19 protein-coding genes are annotated in these 15,155 nt (G+C 68.1%); 6 read left to right on the top strand and 13 right to left on the bottom strand.

The features are described from left to right. The first annotated feature begins 276 nt into the window (after positions 1–276). Both EV648_RS40410 and EV648_RS40405 read left to right on the top strand, forming a co-directional pair. A complete protein-coding gene (locus EV648_RS40410; protein WP_199235117.1) occupies positions 277–1,164 on the top strand; it encodes an ABC transporter ATP-binding protein in 888 nt (295 codons plus the stop codon). Further along, positions 1,161–2,543 carry an ABC transporter permease gene (locus tag EV648_RS40405; RefSeq protein WP_132301437.1) on the top strand — a complete coding sequence of 461 codons (1,383 nt, stop codon included), beginning with the start codon at positions 1,161–1,163 and terminating at the stop codon, positions 2,541–2,543. The genes EV648_RS40410 and EV648_RS40405 overlap by 4 nt, the downstream gene beginning before the upstream one ends. Positions 2,544–2,621: 78 nt before the next feature. Here the strand turns inward: EV648_RS40405 and EV648_RS40400 are convergent, their stop codons facing one another. The 5 genes from EV648_RS40400 to EV648_RS40380 all read right to left on the bottom strand — a co-directional run bounded on the left by EV648_RS40400 (position 2,622) and on the right by EV648_RS40380 (position 6,689). Then, positions 2,622–3,809, bottom strand: coding sequence for a ZIP family metal transporter (locus EV648_RS40400; protein ID WP_132301436.1), 1,188 nt, complete (start codon positions 3,807–3,809; stop codon positions 2,622–2,624). Further along, a complete protein-coding gene (locus EV648_RS40395; protein WP_132301434.1) occupies positions 3,806–4,825 on the bottom strand; it encodes a multicopper oxidase domain-containing protein in 1,020 nt (339 codons plus the stop codon). Before EV648_RS40395 ends, EV648_RS40400 begins: the two co-directional genes overlap by 4 nt. Further along, positions 4,825–5,517 (bottom strand): metal-dependent transcriptional regulator, encoded by a 693-nt coding sequence (locus EV648_RS40390; protein ID WP_132301432.1) that lies wholly within the window; start codon positions 5,515–5,517, stop codon positions 4,825–4,827. Before EV648_RS40390 ends, EV648_RS40395 begins: the two co-directional genes overlap by 1 nt. Positions 5,518–5,596: 79 nt before the next feature. After that, positions 5,597–5,860, bottom strand: coding sequence for a hypothetical protein (locus EV648_RS40385; protein ID WP_132301430.1), 264 nt, complete (start codon positions 5,858–5,860; stop codon positions 5,597–5,599). Positions 5,861–6,017: 157 nt separating this feature from the next. Then, entirely contained in the window at positions 6,018–6,689 is a 672-nt protein-coding gene (locus EV648_RS40380) for a DUF4097 family beta strand repeat-containing protein (protein WP_132301428.1), read from the bottom strand. 222 nt (positions 6,690–6,911) lie between these two features. On the opposite strand from EV648_RS40380, the gene EV648_RS40375 reads away from it, so the two are divergent. Beyond that, complete coding sequence (locus EV648_RS40375) at positions 6,912–7,667, top strand: helix-turn-helix domain-containing protein (protein WP_132301426.1); 756 nt, start codon at positions 6,912–6,914, stop codon at positions 7,665–7,667. Between the two features lie 40 nt (positions 7,668–7,707). On the opposite strand, the gene EV648_RS40370 is transcribed toward EV648_RS40375, so the two are convergent. Further along, complete coding sequence (locus EV648_RS40370) at positions 7,708–8,229, bottom strand: hypothetical protein (RefSeq protein WP_132301424.1); 522 nt, start codon at positions 8,227–8,229, stop codon at positions 7,708–7,710. 175 nt (positions 8,230–8,404) lie between these two features. Between EV648_RS40370 and EV648_RS40365 the strand changes: the two genes are divergently transcribed. Continuing rightward, positions 8,405–8,989, top strand: a complete 585-nt coding sequence (locus tag EV648_RS40365) for a GNAT family N-acetyltransferase (protein ID WP_132301422.1) — start codon at positions 8,405–8,407, stop codon at positions 8,987–8,989. A 38-nt stretch (positions 8,990–9,027) separates the two neighbouring features. On the opposite strand, the gene EV648_RS40360 is transcribed toward EV648_RS40365, so the two are convergent. The 6 genes from EV648_RS40360 to EV648_RS40335 form a co-directional block, all read right to left on the bottom strand. Further along, positions 9,028–9,762 (bottom strand): DUF1275 family protein, encoded by a 735-nt coding sequence (locus tag EV648_RS40360; RefSeq protein ID WP_132301420.1) that lies wholly within the window; start codon positions 9,760–9,762, stop codon positions 9,028–9,030. Between the two features lie 28 nt (positions 9,763–9,790). Then, positions 9,791–9,988, bottom strand: a complete 198-nt coding sequence (locus EV648_RS40355) for a hypothetical protein (protein ID WP_132301418.1) — start codon at positions 9,986–9,988, stop codon at positions 9,791–9,793. A 259-nt stretch (positions 9,989–10,247) separates the two neighbouring features. After that, positions 10,248–11,045, bottom strand: a complete 798-nt coding sequence (locus tag EV648_RS40350; RefSeq protein ID WP_132301416.1) for an ABC transporter permease subunit — start codon at positions 11,043–11,045, stop codon at positions 10,248–10,250. Next, positions 11,042–11,962 carry an ABC transporter ATP-binding protein gene (locus EV648_RS40345; RefSeq protein WP_370452779.1) on the bottom strand — a complete coding sequence of 307 codons (921 nt, stop codon included), beginning with the start codon at positions 11,960–11,962 and terminating at the stop codon, positions 11,042–11,044. The genes EV648_RS40350 and EV648_RS40345 overlap by 4 nt, the downstream gene beginning before the upstream one ends. A 177-nt stretch (positions 11,963–12,139) precedes the next feature. Continuing rightward, entirely contained in the window at positions 12,140–12,826 is a 687-nt protein-coding gene (locus EV648_RS40340; protein ID WP_132301414.1) for a response regulator transcription factor, read from the bottom strand. Further along, entirely contained in the window at positions 12,823–13,992 is a 1,170-nt protein-coding gene (locus EV648_RS40335) for a sensor histidine kinase (protein WP_241996090.1), read from the bottom strand. Before EV648_RS40335 ends, EV648_RS40340 begins: the two co-directional genes overlap by 4 nt. A gap of 127 nt (positions 13,993–14,119) precedes the next feature. Between EV648_RS40335 and EV648_RS40330 the strand changes: the two genes are divergently transcribed. Beyond that, positions 14,120–14,356: a hypothetical protein gene (locus tag EV648_RS40330; protein WP_132301412.1), complete on the top strand. Its 237-nt coding sequence runs from the start codon at positions 14,120–14,122 to the stop codon at positions 14,354–14,356. A gap of 104 nt (positions 14,357–14,460) precedes the next feature. Further along, entirely contained in the window at positions 14,461–14,652 is a 192-nt protein-coding gene (locus EV648_RS40325; protein ID WP_132301410.1) for a hypothetical protein, read from the top strand. Positions 14,653–14,730: 78 nt separating this feature from the next. On the opposite strand, the gene EV648_RS40320 is transcribed toward EV648_RS40325, so the two are convergent. Further along, on the bottom strand, positions 14,731–15,048 hold the full coding sequence (locus EV648_RS40320; protein WP_132301408.1) for a sec-independent translocase: 318 nt from the start codon (positions 15,046–15,048) through the stop codon (positions 14,731–14,733). Between the last annotated feature and the right edge of the window lie 107 nt (positions 15,049–15,155).

Raw genomic sequence — 15,155 nt, 5'->3', positions numbered from 1 at the left:
CACCCTCCGATGTCCTGGTTCCATTGGGGACAGCCCGCCCCAACTCTCAGCACATCGCGGCAGTGCAGGGACCAGCAGGGCCAAATGTCCACTAAGAACGCGGCCCTACGTCCCGACTCCCACTCAGGTAGCGCGCCGCCACGCTGCCGTTTCCTGCGCGTCGCGCCATCTGGGGTGCTGCCAGGCGTTCGAAGGAGCCATCAGTCCTGTCTGGTTGGGGCCGTTGTGCCCTGCCGGTTCACGGTGTGGCGGAGACGCTGGAAGTGGAGGTGGATCGTGCTCGCTTTCGACTCGGCGGTGAAACGGTTCGGTCCTGTGGCCGCGCTCGACGGATGTGCGTTCGGGGTCCGTCCGGGCCGGATCACGGGATTTCTCGGGCCCAACGGGGCAGGCAAGACCACGGCGATGCGCGCGGTGTTCGGGCTCGTCCGGTTGGACGCCGGTGCGGTGTCCTGGCGGGGCGCGCCGATCACGGGGGCGGAACGGGCACGGTTCGGCTACATGCCCGAGGAGCGGGGCTTGTATCCACGCATGCGGGTCCGCGAGCAGTTGCTGTATCTCGGCCAACTGTGCGGGCGGACGAACACCGACGTGGGGCAGATCGCCGACCGGTGGCTCGAGCGGCTCGGGCTCGCGGACCGGGCGGCGGACCGCGTGGACACGCTGTCGCACGGCAACCAGCAGCGGGTCCAGCTGATCGCCGCGCTGGTCAAAGAGCCGGAGCTGCTCGTGCTCGACGAGCCGTTCGCCGGTTTGGACCCGATCGCCATGGCCGCCATGGCGGACCTCCTGGCCGAACTCGCCGCAGCGGGCGCGACTGTGCTGTTTTCCAGTCACCAGCTCGATCTGGTCGAGGAGTTGTGTGAGGACGTGGTCATCATCGACCACGGACGCGTCGTGCTCGCCGGCGATCTGACGGACCTGCGGGCGGCCGTTCCGCAACGGTTCGTGGACATCCGCTACCGCGGGCCCGCCCCGGACTGGTCGAGGTTGGCGGCGGTCCAGATCGTCCAAGCCAAAGACGGTCAGGCGCGGCTACGGGTCGACCGAGAGGCCGACCTGGCCGCGGTCGTGGCCGCCGTCCGGTCCGGCGCTGATGTCGTCTCCTTCGCCTACCAGCCCCCGACGCTGTCGGAGCTGTTCCGCCAGGCGGTGGCGGCATGACCGGTCTGCGGCAGGTCTGGCTGGTCGCCCTGCGAGAGGTCCGCGAGCGCAGCCGGTCACGCAGCTTTCGGGCCGGGCTGGTAGTGATGCTCGTCGTCGTCATCGCCACGATCGTGGTGCCGGCGAAGCTGGACACCGGCGGCGGAACCAAGGATGTCGGCCTGACCGGCGCCGCTCCCACCGCGTTGTCGTCGGCCATCCTCGCCCACGGCGATGCCATCGGCACCACGGTCCGCGTGCATCGGTACGGCGATGTGGCCGCCGGGGAGGAGGCCGTCCGCGCGGACGACGTCGACGTGCTCCTGGTCGACGCGCAGCGGCTGGAGTGGCCGGGCAGAGTCGACGAGCAACTGCGGACCATCGTCACCGGCGCCATTCAGCTTGTCGCCGTTCAGAAACGAGCCACGGCCGCCGGCATGGATCCCGACGACCTCCGCGCGCTGATGGCACCCGTTCCCGTCGAGGACGTCGAGCTCGGCTCGGCCGCCGGGCGCAGCCCCGACGACGAACTGGCAGCAATTGTGATGACCGCCCTGTTGCTGATGGCAATCGTCATCTACGGGAACCTCGTCCTGACCGGCGTCGTGGAGGAGAAGTCCAGCCGGGTCGTCGAGGTGCTGCTGGCACGCATACCCGCTCGGGTCCTGCTGGCCGGCAAGGTCGCCGGCATCGGACTGCTCGGGTTCGCCCAGTTCGCCTTGACCGCAGTGGCGGCAGTGGTCGCCACGCTCGTGATCGACTCCGTCGACATCCCGGCCGTCGGCGCCGGCGTGCTCGCCTGGGCGGTCGTGTGGTTCGTACTCGGCTATGCCCTCTACGCGATGGCGTACGGCGCGCTCGGCTCGCTCGCGTCACGGACCGAGGATGCGCAGAGCGTCGCCGGGCCAGTCGGCTACGTGCTGATCGCGTGCTACTGGGCCGCATTCCTCGCGGTCAGCGGGGACCCCGACGGTGTGTGGTCCCGGCTGATCTCGCTCTTCCCGGCGACCGCGCCGTTCGCCATGCCCGGCCGCATCGCGCTCGGCTCGGTCGACTGGTGGGAGCCGCTGCTCGCTGTCGCCCTCACCCTGGCCGCCATCGCCGGCCTCGTCGCACTCGCCGGACGCGTGTACACCAACGCGATACTCCACAGCGGCACCACCGTTCGGTTGCGCGACGCATGGCATAGCAACCAAGCTCAGCAGCCGCCGATGACGAGGGCGCGCGGCCGCGCAGTTCGCACCGTCGAGCCCGAAGGCTCCCGCGACCCGTGTGAAGCGACCGCCACAGACCAAGATCCTCGTACCCGCGAGGCATCGACCATCCACCGTCAACCTGAGGGGTCCGAGCCTGGCGAGCCCACGGGCGTCGGGCGACCGGCGGGTGATCCGAGGAGCTAGTGTCCCTGGCCACCATCCGCAGCCTTCAGCGAGGCCAGAACATTCGCCCGGCTGCCCGGGTCTTCTTCAGTCAGAAGCTCAAACGGCGACGAGCAGACCGGTTGCGTACATGACCAGCATGCCTGCCGAAACCCCGCCGGCGACCGTCGGATCGAGCAGGTTCCCGGTGCGGGAGCGAAGGCTGGGCGCAAGCTGGATGATCACCTGGATGATGGCGCCGACTCCGACGCCGAACAGTGCCGATGCGAGCGCGGCGTCGTTGACGGAAGCGCCGAGCGCCGCGCCGAGGACCGCTGGTCCCCCGGCCAGCAGTCCGAGGCCGAGGAGCCGGATCAGCGACGGTCGTTGGTGCGCCAGCGGTGCCACGATGGCCAGCCCTTCCGTGGTGTTGTGCAGCGCGAAGCCGACCACCAGCGCGGCGCCGAGCGCCAACTCGCCGACGGCGTAGGCCGAACCGATGGCCAGTCCCTCACCGAGGTTGTGCAATCCGATGCCGATGGCAATCATCAAGGCCAGCCGACCGCCGTCCGGCTCAGCACCTGTCCGCCCCGATCCTCGGCTCTCGAGGAATCGGTCGACCGCCGTCAGTGCCAGGAAGGCCAACCCGGCGCCCAGGATGACCAGGAGCGGTCCGCCGAAAGCGCCGCCGGAAGCGGCCGCGAGGTCAAGCCCTTCGATGGTCGCGTCGATGGCGAGGAAGGCGAGTAACCCGACTGTGAGAGCCATCAGCCCGCGGATCACGCGCCGCCGGGCTCTTCGCAGTACGGGCAGGAAGACCATCCCGAGAGCGACCGGGATGATGCCCACGTAGGTGCCGAGTAGCGCCATCAGCGCCAGCAGTCGGGTGCCCGTCGTGGGTGATTCGACGGCGGCCGGGATCTCGTGCTCGATGACGGCGCCGGTCGAGGTCAGCATCGACAGCGTGTAGGGCTGGCCTTCGGACCAGGGATAGTCTACGCGCAGGATCTCCTGGTCGAGCCGGCCCAGCGGCTTCGTGGCACCGGTGAAGCCGGCGTACGCGTCGTTCACGGCGATCTGCGCGACCTGCACCGGATCAGGGCCCGTGTTGCGGAGCGTGAGTTCGATGATGCCGGGCGACAGGATGACCCGCTCCACCGCCAGTTCCTCCACCGGCGGGCCGGTCCGCTCGGGCAGACTGCGGCTGCCGAGGACGGCGAGCGCGGTCAGGGCGATCGCCACCACGACCACGGCGGCGATCGCGATGGCCGCGACCGGCGCACGTCCGCGAAGGCCCGGAGAGGTCATTCGGTCACCTCGAAGAAGCCCATCCAGCCGAGATCGGCGAACTCGCTCTTGTGCGCGTGGAACATGTACTTGCCCGGGTAGGGGAACCGCAACTCGCAGATCCCGCGCTGGCCCTGAGCCTGGACGACGGTGTCGGTGTACTCCGACGGCTCGAGCCGGGTGCCGGTCGGGAAGTAGTCGAAGAAGTTCCCGTGCAGGTGGAAGCTGTTGATCGGGTCGTACTCCAGGATGTTGGCCAGGTAGATCCGGACCAGCTGACCGCGCTTCACCTGGACCGGCTCGTGCATGTAGTGGAACGGGATCCCGTTGACCGCGTAGAGCTGGTTGCCCTGAGCATCGAAAGTGGTGTTGTAGCCGTTCATCACCATCACCAGCTCGTCCGCCTTCGGTCGGCCCTGCGGTGGGTCGATGATGAAGGTGCCGTAGAGGCCGCGCGCGATGTGCTCGGCCAGCGGACCCACGTGGCAGTGGTACAGGTGGATCCCGAACGGCTCCGCGTCGAACTCGTAGACGAACTCGCCGCCCGGCTCGATCACGCCGCGGCCCACGCCCGGTACGCCGTCCATCTCCGCCGGGTGGATGCCATGGAAGTGCATCGTGTGCGGATGGGCGGATCCGTTGACGAACCGCACCCGCAGCCGGTCTCCCGCCTTGCAACGCAGGGTTGGTCCGGGCACTCTGCCGTTGAACGTCCAACTGGGGAACCGTACGCCGGGAGCGACCTCGATCTCGCGGTCGACCGCGACGATCTCCCACTCCCGCAGGGTTCGGCCGTCGGGCAGCTTCGAGGTCTTGCCGTAGTCGAAGCTCCGGAGGATCTCGGTCGGGTCGAACCCGTTCGCCGCGTGGTCGACCGTGCCGCGGAAGGTCGGCCCGTTCACTCCGCCACCGTGCGCAGCATGGGCGCCATGACCCACAGGTGGCAACGGGTCAGCTTGCGCCTGTCCGCCGGGGATCGCGCCGAGGGCGACCCCGGCACCACCGAGCAGGAAGCCCCTGCGGGACGCCCAGGACATCAGGCGACCTGACCGTGGACCACGTCGGCGAGCATCGGCGCGAGGGCGTGCCGCTTGGCGCCGACCTTCACCCAGACCGGCCCACCGAACGGCTCGCGGTTCATCACCTCGAGGACGGCTCCCGGAGTGATCCCGCGCTCGGCCAGGTAGCGCAGCGCCTCGCTGTCGTCATCGGCGACTCGTTCCACCCGGAACCGGCTGCCGGCCGGGACTCCGCCCAGCGGCGCGGCCCAGGACTCCACATGGCGGCCGTTACGCGGCGGGATCGGGTCACCGTGGGGATCGTGGGTCGGGTGACCGAGCACGCCGTCGATCCGGTCCTCCAACCGTTCACTGATCGCATGTTCCAGTACGTCGGCCTCCTCGTGGACCTCGTCCCAGCTCAGGCCCAGCACTTGGACCAGGAAGGTCTCGACCAGCCGATGCCGACGGGTCACTCCCCGGGCGTGCCGCTCGCCGTGCTTCGTCAGCCTGATCTCGTGACCCGCCGACCTGGTGATCAGTTGGCCGGCCTCGAGCCGCTTCAACATCGCCGAGACCGTCGGCGGCGCAACCCGAAGCTGCTCGGCGAGCGCGGACGTCGTCACCGGCAGCTTCCGACCGGCGAGCTTGAAGATCGTCCGCAGGCAGTCCTCCACCGCTGCGGTATGGGAGATCTCGCAGCAGGGACTCGACTGGACTGTTTGGGGCATCACAACCAGAGATTAGCTGGGTCTAATCACCCTGACCAGACTCTCCTAAAGACCCGCGGTTCGTCAGGGAGTCTCCCGACTACGGGGCGCCGCCTTGCCTGCGCGCCAGCAGTTCAGCGCGGTCCGCCTCCTGGATGAGTTCCGCGGCGAGCGCGCGGGCTACGTCGACCGTGAGGCGGAGCCACAGCGACTCGTCGCGGGCATCCGGGCTTGGTCGCCCCTCGATCTCCAGCGCCACCAGCGGCACAACGGGATCACCGTCGCCGCCACGCCCGGTGTGGCGGACTCCCGCCTCGACGTCGAACCCAGTTACATGCAACTCATGCATGCCTTCGTCACTCATAACCGGAGGTTAGCGCTGCTGCCGAGTCAGGCCTGCACCGGAGTTTCGCCCTCAGGGTGTGAAGCTGGCGCTGTGCGCAGGTCTTGGACGACTTTGTCCAGGAGCCCCGCACGTGGTTCGAGGGGCCCCTGGACCCGATCGGCTGTCATCTGATTCTTTACAGGCTGCGGGCGGTGATGTTGCCGAGGTCGGTGGTCGCCTGGATGGTCAGGCCGGCCGCGGCGCCTTCGGTGTTGTTCAGCGTGTTGTGGATCCGGCCGCTGCCGGTGCCGGCGTCCAGGGAGACGGAAACTCCGTGGGCGGCGCCGACTGTCACGTCGCCCAACTGGGTGCGCAGCACGACCGTGCCGGAGGTGGCCTCGGCGATGTGGATGTCACCCTTCTGGGTGCTGATCTCTGCGGAGCCGGTCAGGCGGCCGACCGTGACGTCACCGGCGTAGGCGGTCACGCGGACGCCGGCGGCCTCGTCGATCTTGACCGCGCCGTGCGCGCCCTCGCAGGCGACGTCGCCGAGGCGTCCGACGCCCCGGAACTCGGCGGCGGCCGCCTTCGCCTCGATGCTGGAACCGGCTGGCAGTTGGACGGTCACCTCGATGGATCCGGACTGCCCGAAAATCTGGTTCTTCTCCGCCGGGGCCGTGATCCGCAGGACGCCGTCGCCGAATGCGACCTTGGTCTGCTCGGCGGCCTTCACGTCGCGGCCCTTGGAGGCGTTGGCGGGCCGGACCTCGACGGTGGTGTCGGCCCGGTCGGCGGCGATGACCTGGATGCGCCCGGCGGCGATGTCCAGGACGGCGGAGACGGCGGCGGGGGTTTCGAACTTCTGCATCATGCTCCTCGTGCGAGTGGTTTCTGATATCAAAAACGCTACGTTGCGTTCGAGAATCTCGCAACTAGAACTTTGCGTAGAAGAGGCATCGATGCAGGTCAGAAGTCATATTTCGTTGCAACAAGCGTGGATCTAACGCAATGCCCAACGCCATTGTCGTTGCATTGGACTGTGAGCGAACGCTACGCTGGCGGCACCAGAGATGCACGAAGGGAGATCGCGGTGTCCGGAGGCAGACTCACCCAGCAGGAACGTCAGCAGATCGCGCTGGGGCTGGCCGACGGCCTCGCCTACGCGGAGATCGCCCGACGTCTCGACCGCCCCACCTCGACGATCACGCGTGAGGTGATGCGCAACGGTGGCCCCACCGCCTACCGCGCCGACTTGGCCCACCGCGCCACCGAACGCCGCGCTCACCGGCGCAAGCGCACTCCGCCCCGAGAGCAGGACGCGCTGGCGCAGGGCCTCGGGCGCGACGACGAGGCCGTGCGTGAGTACGAGGAGGCGTTCACCACTCTCCTGATGCAACAGGGCCTGCCCAAGATGACGGCTCGGGTGCTGACCTGCCTCTTTGTCGCCGACGCGGGCAGCGTCACCGCAGCCGAACTCGTCCAGCACCTCCAGGTCAGCCCGGCGTCCGTCTCCAAGGCCATCGCGTTCCTCGAAGATCAGGGCCTCATCCGCCGGGAACGCGACGAACGCCGACGCGAGCGCTACTTCGTCGACGACGACGTCTGGTACCAGTCGACGATCGCCAGCGCCCGCGGCACCGCCCAGGTCGCCGAGATCGCACGGCAGGGCGTCAGCGTCCTCGGCCGCGACAGCCCCGCCGCCGCCCGCCTGGAGAACATCGCCCGCTTCAGCGACTTCATCAGCGAGAGCATGCTCCGCGCCGCGGAGCGGGCCCGCGAAGTCCTGCACACGAAACCCGAAGCGGGCCCGGGCAGCACTACCAAGCCAAGTTCAGATCGCGGATAGCCGCCACCCACAACGGCACCGGGGTGCCGAATCGCGTCGGCTACGCCTCGGGTGCCTTGCGGGGAAGGAATCTCGAGCGGAACTTCGAGTCGTACTCCAGTCGTACATATCCCGAGGAGTGCACTCCCACCGCGACGAATCCCACGGCCAGGAACACGATCCCCGCAATCATGGAGATGTGCCAGAAAGCCGCCGTGATGCCGACGAACGCCGAGCCTTGTGCGACCACCTTGGCCACGCCGACGAACGGTGACTTGCTCGCCCGATGCCGAAACTCCTCCTGCCGATTCAACACCAGGAGCGCGGCGAGCAACGGTATCGAGACGGCGAACGCGATGACGCACACCATCGCCGACGGGTCGAGCGAGGTCTCGGTCAGGAACGGCTGCACCACCACCAGGCCGGCGGCCGCCAGTCCGCCGTAGATCAGGTTGGACTGACGGATCCATTCCATCTGGGCCGCCGGGTCGGAGGCGGCGTCTTCGACTTCCTGCCGGATGCGTTCGGCATCGGTTTCCATGAGATGCGCCTGCTCAGCCAGGAAGTCCTCGTCCTCGTCCATGTGCTCATCCTCCCGAAGCCCCGTCGGTCACTGCGATCCGGCCTCCAGCGAGTCTGACCGAACTGCCCTCCCCCACAAATCCACTGCTTCGAGGGACGAAGTTCGCGACGGGGTTGGCCTCGGGATGAACTGTCATTAGGGTTCGTTCGTTCACGGCAACTGGCTGGGGGCGGATATGTCTACCGATGTCGACGCGCGGTTCACCTGGTCGTTGGGCGACGATGCCGCCCTGATCCTTCGGACAGCCGCCATCGCGGAGGCCCATTTCGCGTTGGTGGAGGCCAACTACGAACACCTCGCACAATGGTTCGCGGACGCGTTCCAGGAACCGCCGGTGCTGGAGGTGACTCGGGCGAACCTGCAAGAGGCCGGTCAGGCGTGGCTGGAGGGAGAGTTGCTGCCGCTGTCCATCGCGGTGAAGTCGGAGGACCGCTGGCGCCTGGTCGGTTGGGCCCAGTTGGAGATCGACCTCCGGGCCCGGTCGGCCGAGGTGGGTTATTGGCTCGACGCCGGCTTCGTCGGACGTGGACTGGTCACCCGGACCGTCACGGCCTTGCTTGATCACGCGTTCGGGACGCTCGGGCTGCTGCGCGTCGGGTTGCGGGCCACTGTCGACAACACCCGTAGTCGGAGCGTGGCTGAGCGGTTGGGGTTCACTCAGGAGGGCATTCTGCGCGAAGCAGCCGCCTTTCCCGACGAACGACGTGACCTCGTCGTCTACGGCCTCTTGGCCCGTGAGTGGGGCCAGGCAACGACCTGACCCAGTTCGGCCACCCCGCCCGGCCGTCGGGGCGGATCTCACAAAGGGCGGGTCCACGGGGCGCTGGATCGCGTGAGCCGCCAGGCGATCCCGCAGGCAGCGGCGAGCAGTACTGCGGCGAGGAGGAGGGGCAGCGACACCCGGGCGTTCAGGACGAGCAGCGCGCCGATGAGGCCGCCCAGGAACATGGCCGCGATCGACAGCAGACGCCGCCCGGCTCTCGACCCGGCACCGCCTGCCAGCCGGCTGTCGGCCGCAGTACCGGTGATGGTGAGGGTCAGCACAGTCGTGGTGAGGTCGGGCACCGCCAGTGCTCGGGCTGCGGCGTTCTGTACGCCCATACCCAGCCCGAGCAGGCTGAGCAGCGCGTAGCGGGTTCCCGCCTCCACCGGAGATCCGGACACTTCGGCGGTCAGGAACGCGCCGGCGACCAGGAGGACCTGCAGAGCAAGAGCCAGGAAGAGGACGCGGGCGCGGTGCGACCAGACGGTGCGGATCACCCGGGCACCGACGAAGGCGCCCGCGGCGAACGCGACCAGCGCCACCACATTCGGGGCGAGCGCGAATCCGCCGGCTCCCGCGATCGCGAAGCCGGCGAACACCACGTTGCCGGTCATGTTGGCGACGAAGACATGGCCGAGAACCAAGTAGCTGAAGGCGTCGATCAGGCCGGTGACCACCGTCAGCAGCAGCATCAGAGGCGGCAGTGGCCCGTGCCGGTCGTCCAGGTCCGGTACCGCGGTACGCCAAGCCTCACGCAGGATGGCAGACATCAGGCCACCTGCCGGCCAGGGTGTGCCGTCACTCGGCGCTCATCGGGGACGCGGCGACCAGCCGCAGGGCGCCAAGCTCGATCTCCGCGAGCTCGGCGTGCAGCTTCAGGACCTCATGCTCACCCCAGTTCGGCGAGCTGATCTGGTGGTGCGTGATCGCCGTGACCATCAGGAACCGGGCCTCGGTCGAGGTGAAAGCACCGTCCAGCCAATCTGCGCGCTCCATACCGTCCGCCTCCTGACGCTTCACCCACGTCCAGGGACGACGTGGCTTCGGATCTCTTCAGACTGCCTGCGAACCGACCGGCAATCGCCCCCGCCAGCGGCCTTCCTCACGTCACGAGAGCCGGAACTCGCAGTACCGGCTGGCAGGTACCGAACGGCCCGCCGACGGCTCAGCAGGCCAGAGGCCCTGTCGCTCGGTCGAGCAACAGGGCCTCTGAGGCGGTGGCACTGACGGGGCCGTTGTAGGAACAGCCCGGGGGTCACTTGACTTCTGACTTCATGACCATCCGGAGTCCGAGGAGGGCGGGCAGGAGGAGCCACGCTGACGCTGTGACCGCGACGTTGGCCCACTGCTCAGCGGTTAGGGTGCCCTCGAACAGGGCGGCCTGGGCGTAGTTGAGGTCCACCCATGGCTGCAGGTCCCGGAACCACCCCTGGCTGGCGGCCAGGATGCCGGCGACGGTCGGCAGCAGGAGCGAGTAGACGAAGTACGCCACCAGTGCCCCCGCGGAGCTACGGATCAACATGCCCAGCATGGTGCCGGTCAGCAGGCAGAGCAGACTGCCCAGCACGATGTTCACGCCCTCGGCGAGCGACACGTCCCACACCGTCTCCGTCCCGGTGATCGCGGTTCCCACCAGGTTGCCGATCGCTCCGATCACGAAGGCGAACAGCATCGAGGCGATGGCCACGGCGACCGACGAGACTGCCTTGGCCGCGATGACCCGGTTCCGGTGCGGGACCAGCGTGAACGTCGTCAGACCGCTGCGCTGGCTCCACTCGCCGGTGATCGACAAGATCGCGATGATGGGCAGCACGACCGTCATCGGGAATCCGATCGCCTTGGCGAAGGTGTAGTAGGTGAGGTCCGCGTCGGGGGCGAATGCGATCGTCCCGATCGTGGTCAGGACGGCGGTGATGACGATGCTCGCCATCAGCCAGAAGCCGGAACGGGTGTCGAACATCTTGCGCAGCTCGACGTTGATGACTCGCGACAGGGGCACCGGGTAGACGTCGGCACGCTGCTCACGGACGGGGTCGACGACGGTGGCGGTCATGCGGCTTTCCTTTCTCGTTGGGTGTCGGCGGTGAGCTGGAGGAACATCTCCTCCAGTCCGCCGTCGGCGGTGCGCAGTTCGATGAGAGCCACGCCCGCCTCCTGCGCCACTCGTCCGACTCGCGTCGGGTCCGCGTCGGCGCGCAGAGCCCCGTCATCCGCGACGGTGGTGTGGAGACCGGACGTGTCGAGTGCCCGCTTGAGGGCGTACAGGTCTGCGGCACGGGCGACGGTGCCCGCCGACTGCAGGAGCTGCGTCTTGGAGCCCTGGCAGACGATCCTGCCCTTGCCGATCATCACGATGTCATCGGCGATGACCTCGATCTCGTGCAGCAGGTGCGAGGACAGCAGGACGGTTCCTCCCTGGTCCGCGTAGTCGCGGAGCAGGTCCCTCATCCAGCGGATGCCGGCCGGGTCGAGCCCGTTGGCCGGTTCGTCGAGGATGAGCACGGCCGGGTCGCCGATCAGGGCGGTGGCGATGCCGAGTCGCTGGCGCATCCCGAGCGAGTAGTTTCCGACCCGACGGTTCGCCTCGGTTTCGGTGAGGCTGACCAGCTCGAGCAGCTCGGCGACCCGACGGCCGGGTAGCCCCATCATCCGCTGGGCGATGGTGAGGATCTCGCGGCCGGTGCGGCCGGCATGCTGGGCGGAAGCGTCAAGCATCACGCCGACCTCACGTCCTGGGTTGGGAAGGTCCGCGAACCTGCGACCGGAGATGGTGGCACTTCCCGAGGTGGGTGAGGTGAGGCCGACCATCATGCGCATCGAGGTGGACTTGCCGGCGCCGTTCGGACCCAGGAAGCCGGTGACCCGGCCCGCTGGCGCAACGAAACTGATGTCGTCGACGACGATGCCGGCGCCGTACTTCTTGGACAGCGAGTCGATGGTGATCATGGCCGAGCGTCCCCTCGTGTCCATACCCGTTCCTGCTGGTTCATGGCGTTGCTCCTTGGCGTGGTTGATTGCATGCTTCAACGCTAGGAACGCGGCGGCGGCAGCGCGTCGTCACGAGGTCGCGCTCGAGTCCGACCAGCCGATGAGTTGTGAGTCCTACTCAAGTAGGACCGACGCGCCTGTGGACCCGAGAGAGCAGAGTCAGCGTGAGCTGTCGGGTCGCTCCTGGGGCCGCGTCTCGGACGCGTCGAAGAGGCCGGTCTGGTAGGCGAGGACGATCGCCTGTGCGCGGTCGCGCAGGTCGAGCTTCTGCAGCAGGCGGGTGACGTGCGTCTTTACCGTCGTGTCGCTGATGAAGAGCTCCTGCCCGATCTCGGCGTTGGACAGACCCCGAGTGATCAGGCGGAACACGTCCATCTCGCGGGTGGTCAAGGTGTCCACCGCCCTCGGCGGAGCCTCTCGGTGCAGGCGGGTGAAGTGCTGGATCACCCGTTTGGTGATGGCCGGCGAAAGGAGGGCATCTCCGCCCGCAACGGTTCGCACTGCGGCGATCAGCTGCTCGGGAGGATCGTCCTTGAGGACGAAGCCGCTCGCGCCGGCTCGCAGCGCCTGGTAGACGTAGTCGTCGAGATCGAAGGTGGTGAGGATCAGGATCCGCGCGGACGCATCGGCCGCCAGGATCCGTCGGGTCGCCTCGAGCCCGTCGAGCTCCGGCATCCGGATGTCCATCAGAATGACGTTCGGGTGGAAGCGGGCTGCCTGGGCCACTGCCTCGAGACCGTTGCTCCCTTCCGCCACGACCTCCAGGTCGGGTTCGTCGGCGAGCAGCAGCCGGAACCCCGCCCGCACCATCGATTGGTCGTCCACCACGAGGACACGGATGGTCATCTGGCACTGCCGTCCAATGGAAGCCGCGCGCGGAGCACGAAGCCGCCGGCATGGGAGGCGCCCGCAGTCATGTCCCCACCGTAGATCCTGACGCGCTCGCGGATGCCGACCAGTCCGTGGCCGAGACCAGCATCGGTGGAAGGGCCGCCGGGACCGTCGTCACGTACTTCGAGTCGAAGCTCCGTCGCGGAGTAGCGCACATCGACCTCAGCCTGGCTCGCACGGGCGTGCTTGAGTGCGTTGGTGAGCCCCTCTTGCAGGATGCGGTAGGCGGAGAGGTCGAGGCCTGGCGGCAGCGCGATCGGCTCACCGCGGACCTGGAGCCGCACGGGCAGCCCCGCGGCTCGTACGTCGTCCACGAGTGATTCGAGGTTGTCGAGTCCCGGGTGCGGCAGAAGCTCGAGCTCGTCGCCGTCATGTCGCATCGCGTTGAGAAGGCGGCGCATCTCCGCGAGTGCCGTGCGTCCGGCCTGCTCGACGTGCTCGAGGGTCTGCCGATCCTCCGTATCTGCCTCGGGCATCCGGTGTCGCACAGCCCCCACCTGGAGGACCATCACGCTGACGGCGTGTGCGACGACGTCATGGAGCTCTCGCGCGATCCGTCCGCGCTCCTCGGCCACCGCGACGCGAGCCGCAGCCTCCCGCTCTCTCTCGGCCCGAGTCGCGCGCTCCTCGGCGGCCTCGGTCTGCTCGGTTCGCTCCCGTAGCGCGAAGCCGACGAGCCAGCCGATCGCGAACAGCACCGGCGTGAAGATGAGGTCGCCTCTCGTGTGATCCGGCTCGTTGTAGATGACGATCGCCGCGCCGCCGAGCACGATCGCCAGGCCGACCCGTGCCTCCGTGTCGCGGCGCAGGTTGCCGAGCAGCAGGGCAGCCCCCATCCCGGCGAGGAAGAGCCCGGCCTTGTCGACGATGAGCAGGCCGTCCACGAAGGAAAGCGCCGCACTGAACAGCCAGGTGACCGCCGGTGCGGCGAAGGGGAAGCGGCGTCGCCCGAGCAGGGTGAGAACGACGGCGGCGACCGCGAGCACTTCGAACCACAGCATCGGGCCCGTCGGATGGCCCGGGTCGTCGCGCAACGCCGTACTGATCGCGCTCTCGACCGCCGCGATCACAATCAGGAGGTCGAGACCGTACTTCGAGAAGAACAGCCGCGCTCGGCTCACCTGATCAACGTACGGCAACACGATCGCTGCTTGCGTCCTACCAAGGTAGGACAGCCACTCATCGCTTGGTGCCGGCGCGAACACGGCCTTCCGACGACGCGCTCGGGAGGTGCACGCCCATAGCGTCGTGAACACCACAAGGACCGCTGAGGACCATCCTCAGCCGCCGGAACTGATGGAAGTGGACGACATGGCGGCATCGTTGATCATCGAAGAAGAGTCGGGGACCTGGACCGGTCGGATCCACCCGCACAACGGCTACTACGCCGGCGACCTCAGCGAGGTCCCACCGCCCACGCAGAGCCAACTGGCCGCACTGATGGCCCTCTGCAGTGATCCGGCACAGCCGCAGCTTCATCACTGATCCAGCGAGCAGCCCGGCGCAGACCAAGACCCGGACCGGCGCGCCGCCTGCTTCCTGACCGAACGAGCGTCGTGATGCCGGCATCGACCACGAAGGAGGAACTCATGTTCTCGATGATCACCGACCACAAATTCGCCACCCAGATCGCCAGGCAGCAGGTCGACGAGCGGATCCGTGACGCCGAGGCGCGTCGCACCGCTCGCGAGGTCCGACGCGTGGCTCGTGCCCAGTCGTCGAGGTCGCAGCCCCGCCGTACCTGGCGGATCCGGGCTATCCGTCGCGCCTTCGTTTGGTGATCGCACCGGCCCTCGCACCGACCGAGTGATCCGGTGAACCGACCGAAAGCCGTGCCGGTGGTCAGTCCCCGCGGGCGTCTACGTGGCCTCGGGGTCGTAGGGCACTGGCGCGGCTGGAGGCTTCGCCCGTACTTCGCCCTCGACGGGCTCGTCATCAAGCCCATCGAGGAGGTGTTTGCGGACGAAGCTGCGCGGGTCGAGCTGCCGGACGTCCAGGTCGGCGAATTCCGGGCCGAGTTCCTCGCGCAGGTCCCGTTGAGCGTTGCCGACCATGGTGCGCACCTGGTTCAGCAGCCGCGCCGCAGTACGGGCGAACTCGGGCAGCCGATCGGGGCCGAAGGCAAGCACCGCGACCAGGCCCATCACCAGCAGTTCAGGGATCCCGATGTCGAACACGGTCAGACCTCCTCGGCCTTGCGGGCCTTGCGCTTGTCGTTGATCTTGGCGATCACCTCGGCGGCGAAGAACAGCAGACACATCGGGATCGCCAGCAGGCACATCGT

The sequence above is a fragment of the Kribbella sp. VKM Ac-2568 genome (assembly GCF_004345365.1).
In the GTDB taxonomy this organism is placed as follows: Bacteria; Actinomycetota; Actinomycetes; order Propionibacteriales; family Kribbellaceae; genus Kribbella; species Kribbella orskensis.
The sequence above is the reverse complement of the archived record's forward strand: the minus strand, read 5'-3'. Positions and strand labels throughout refer to the sequence as shown.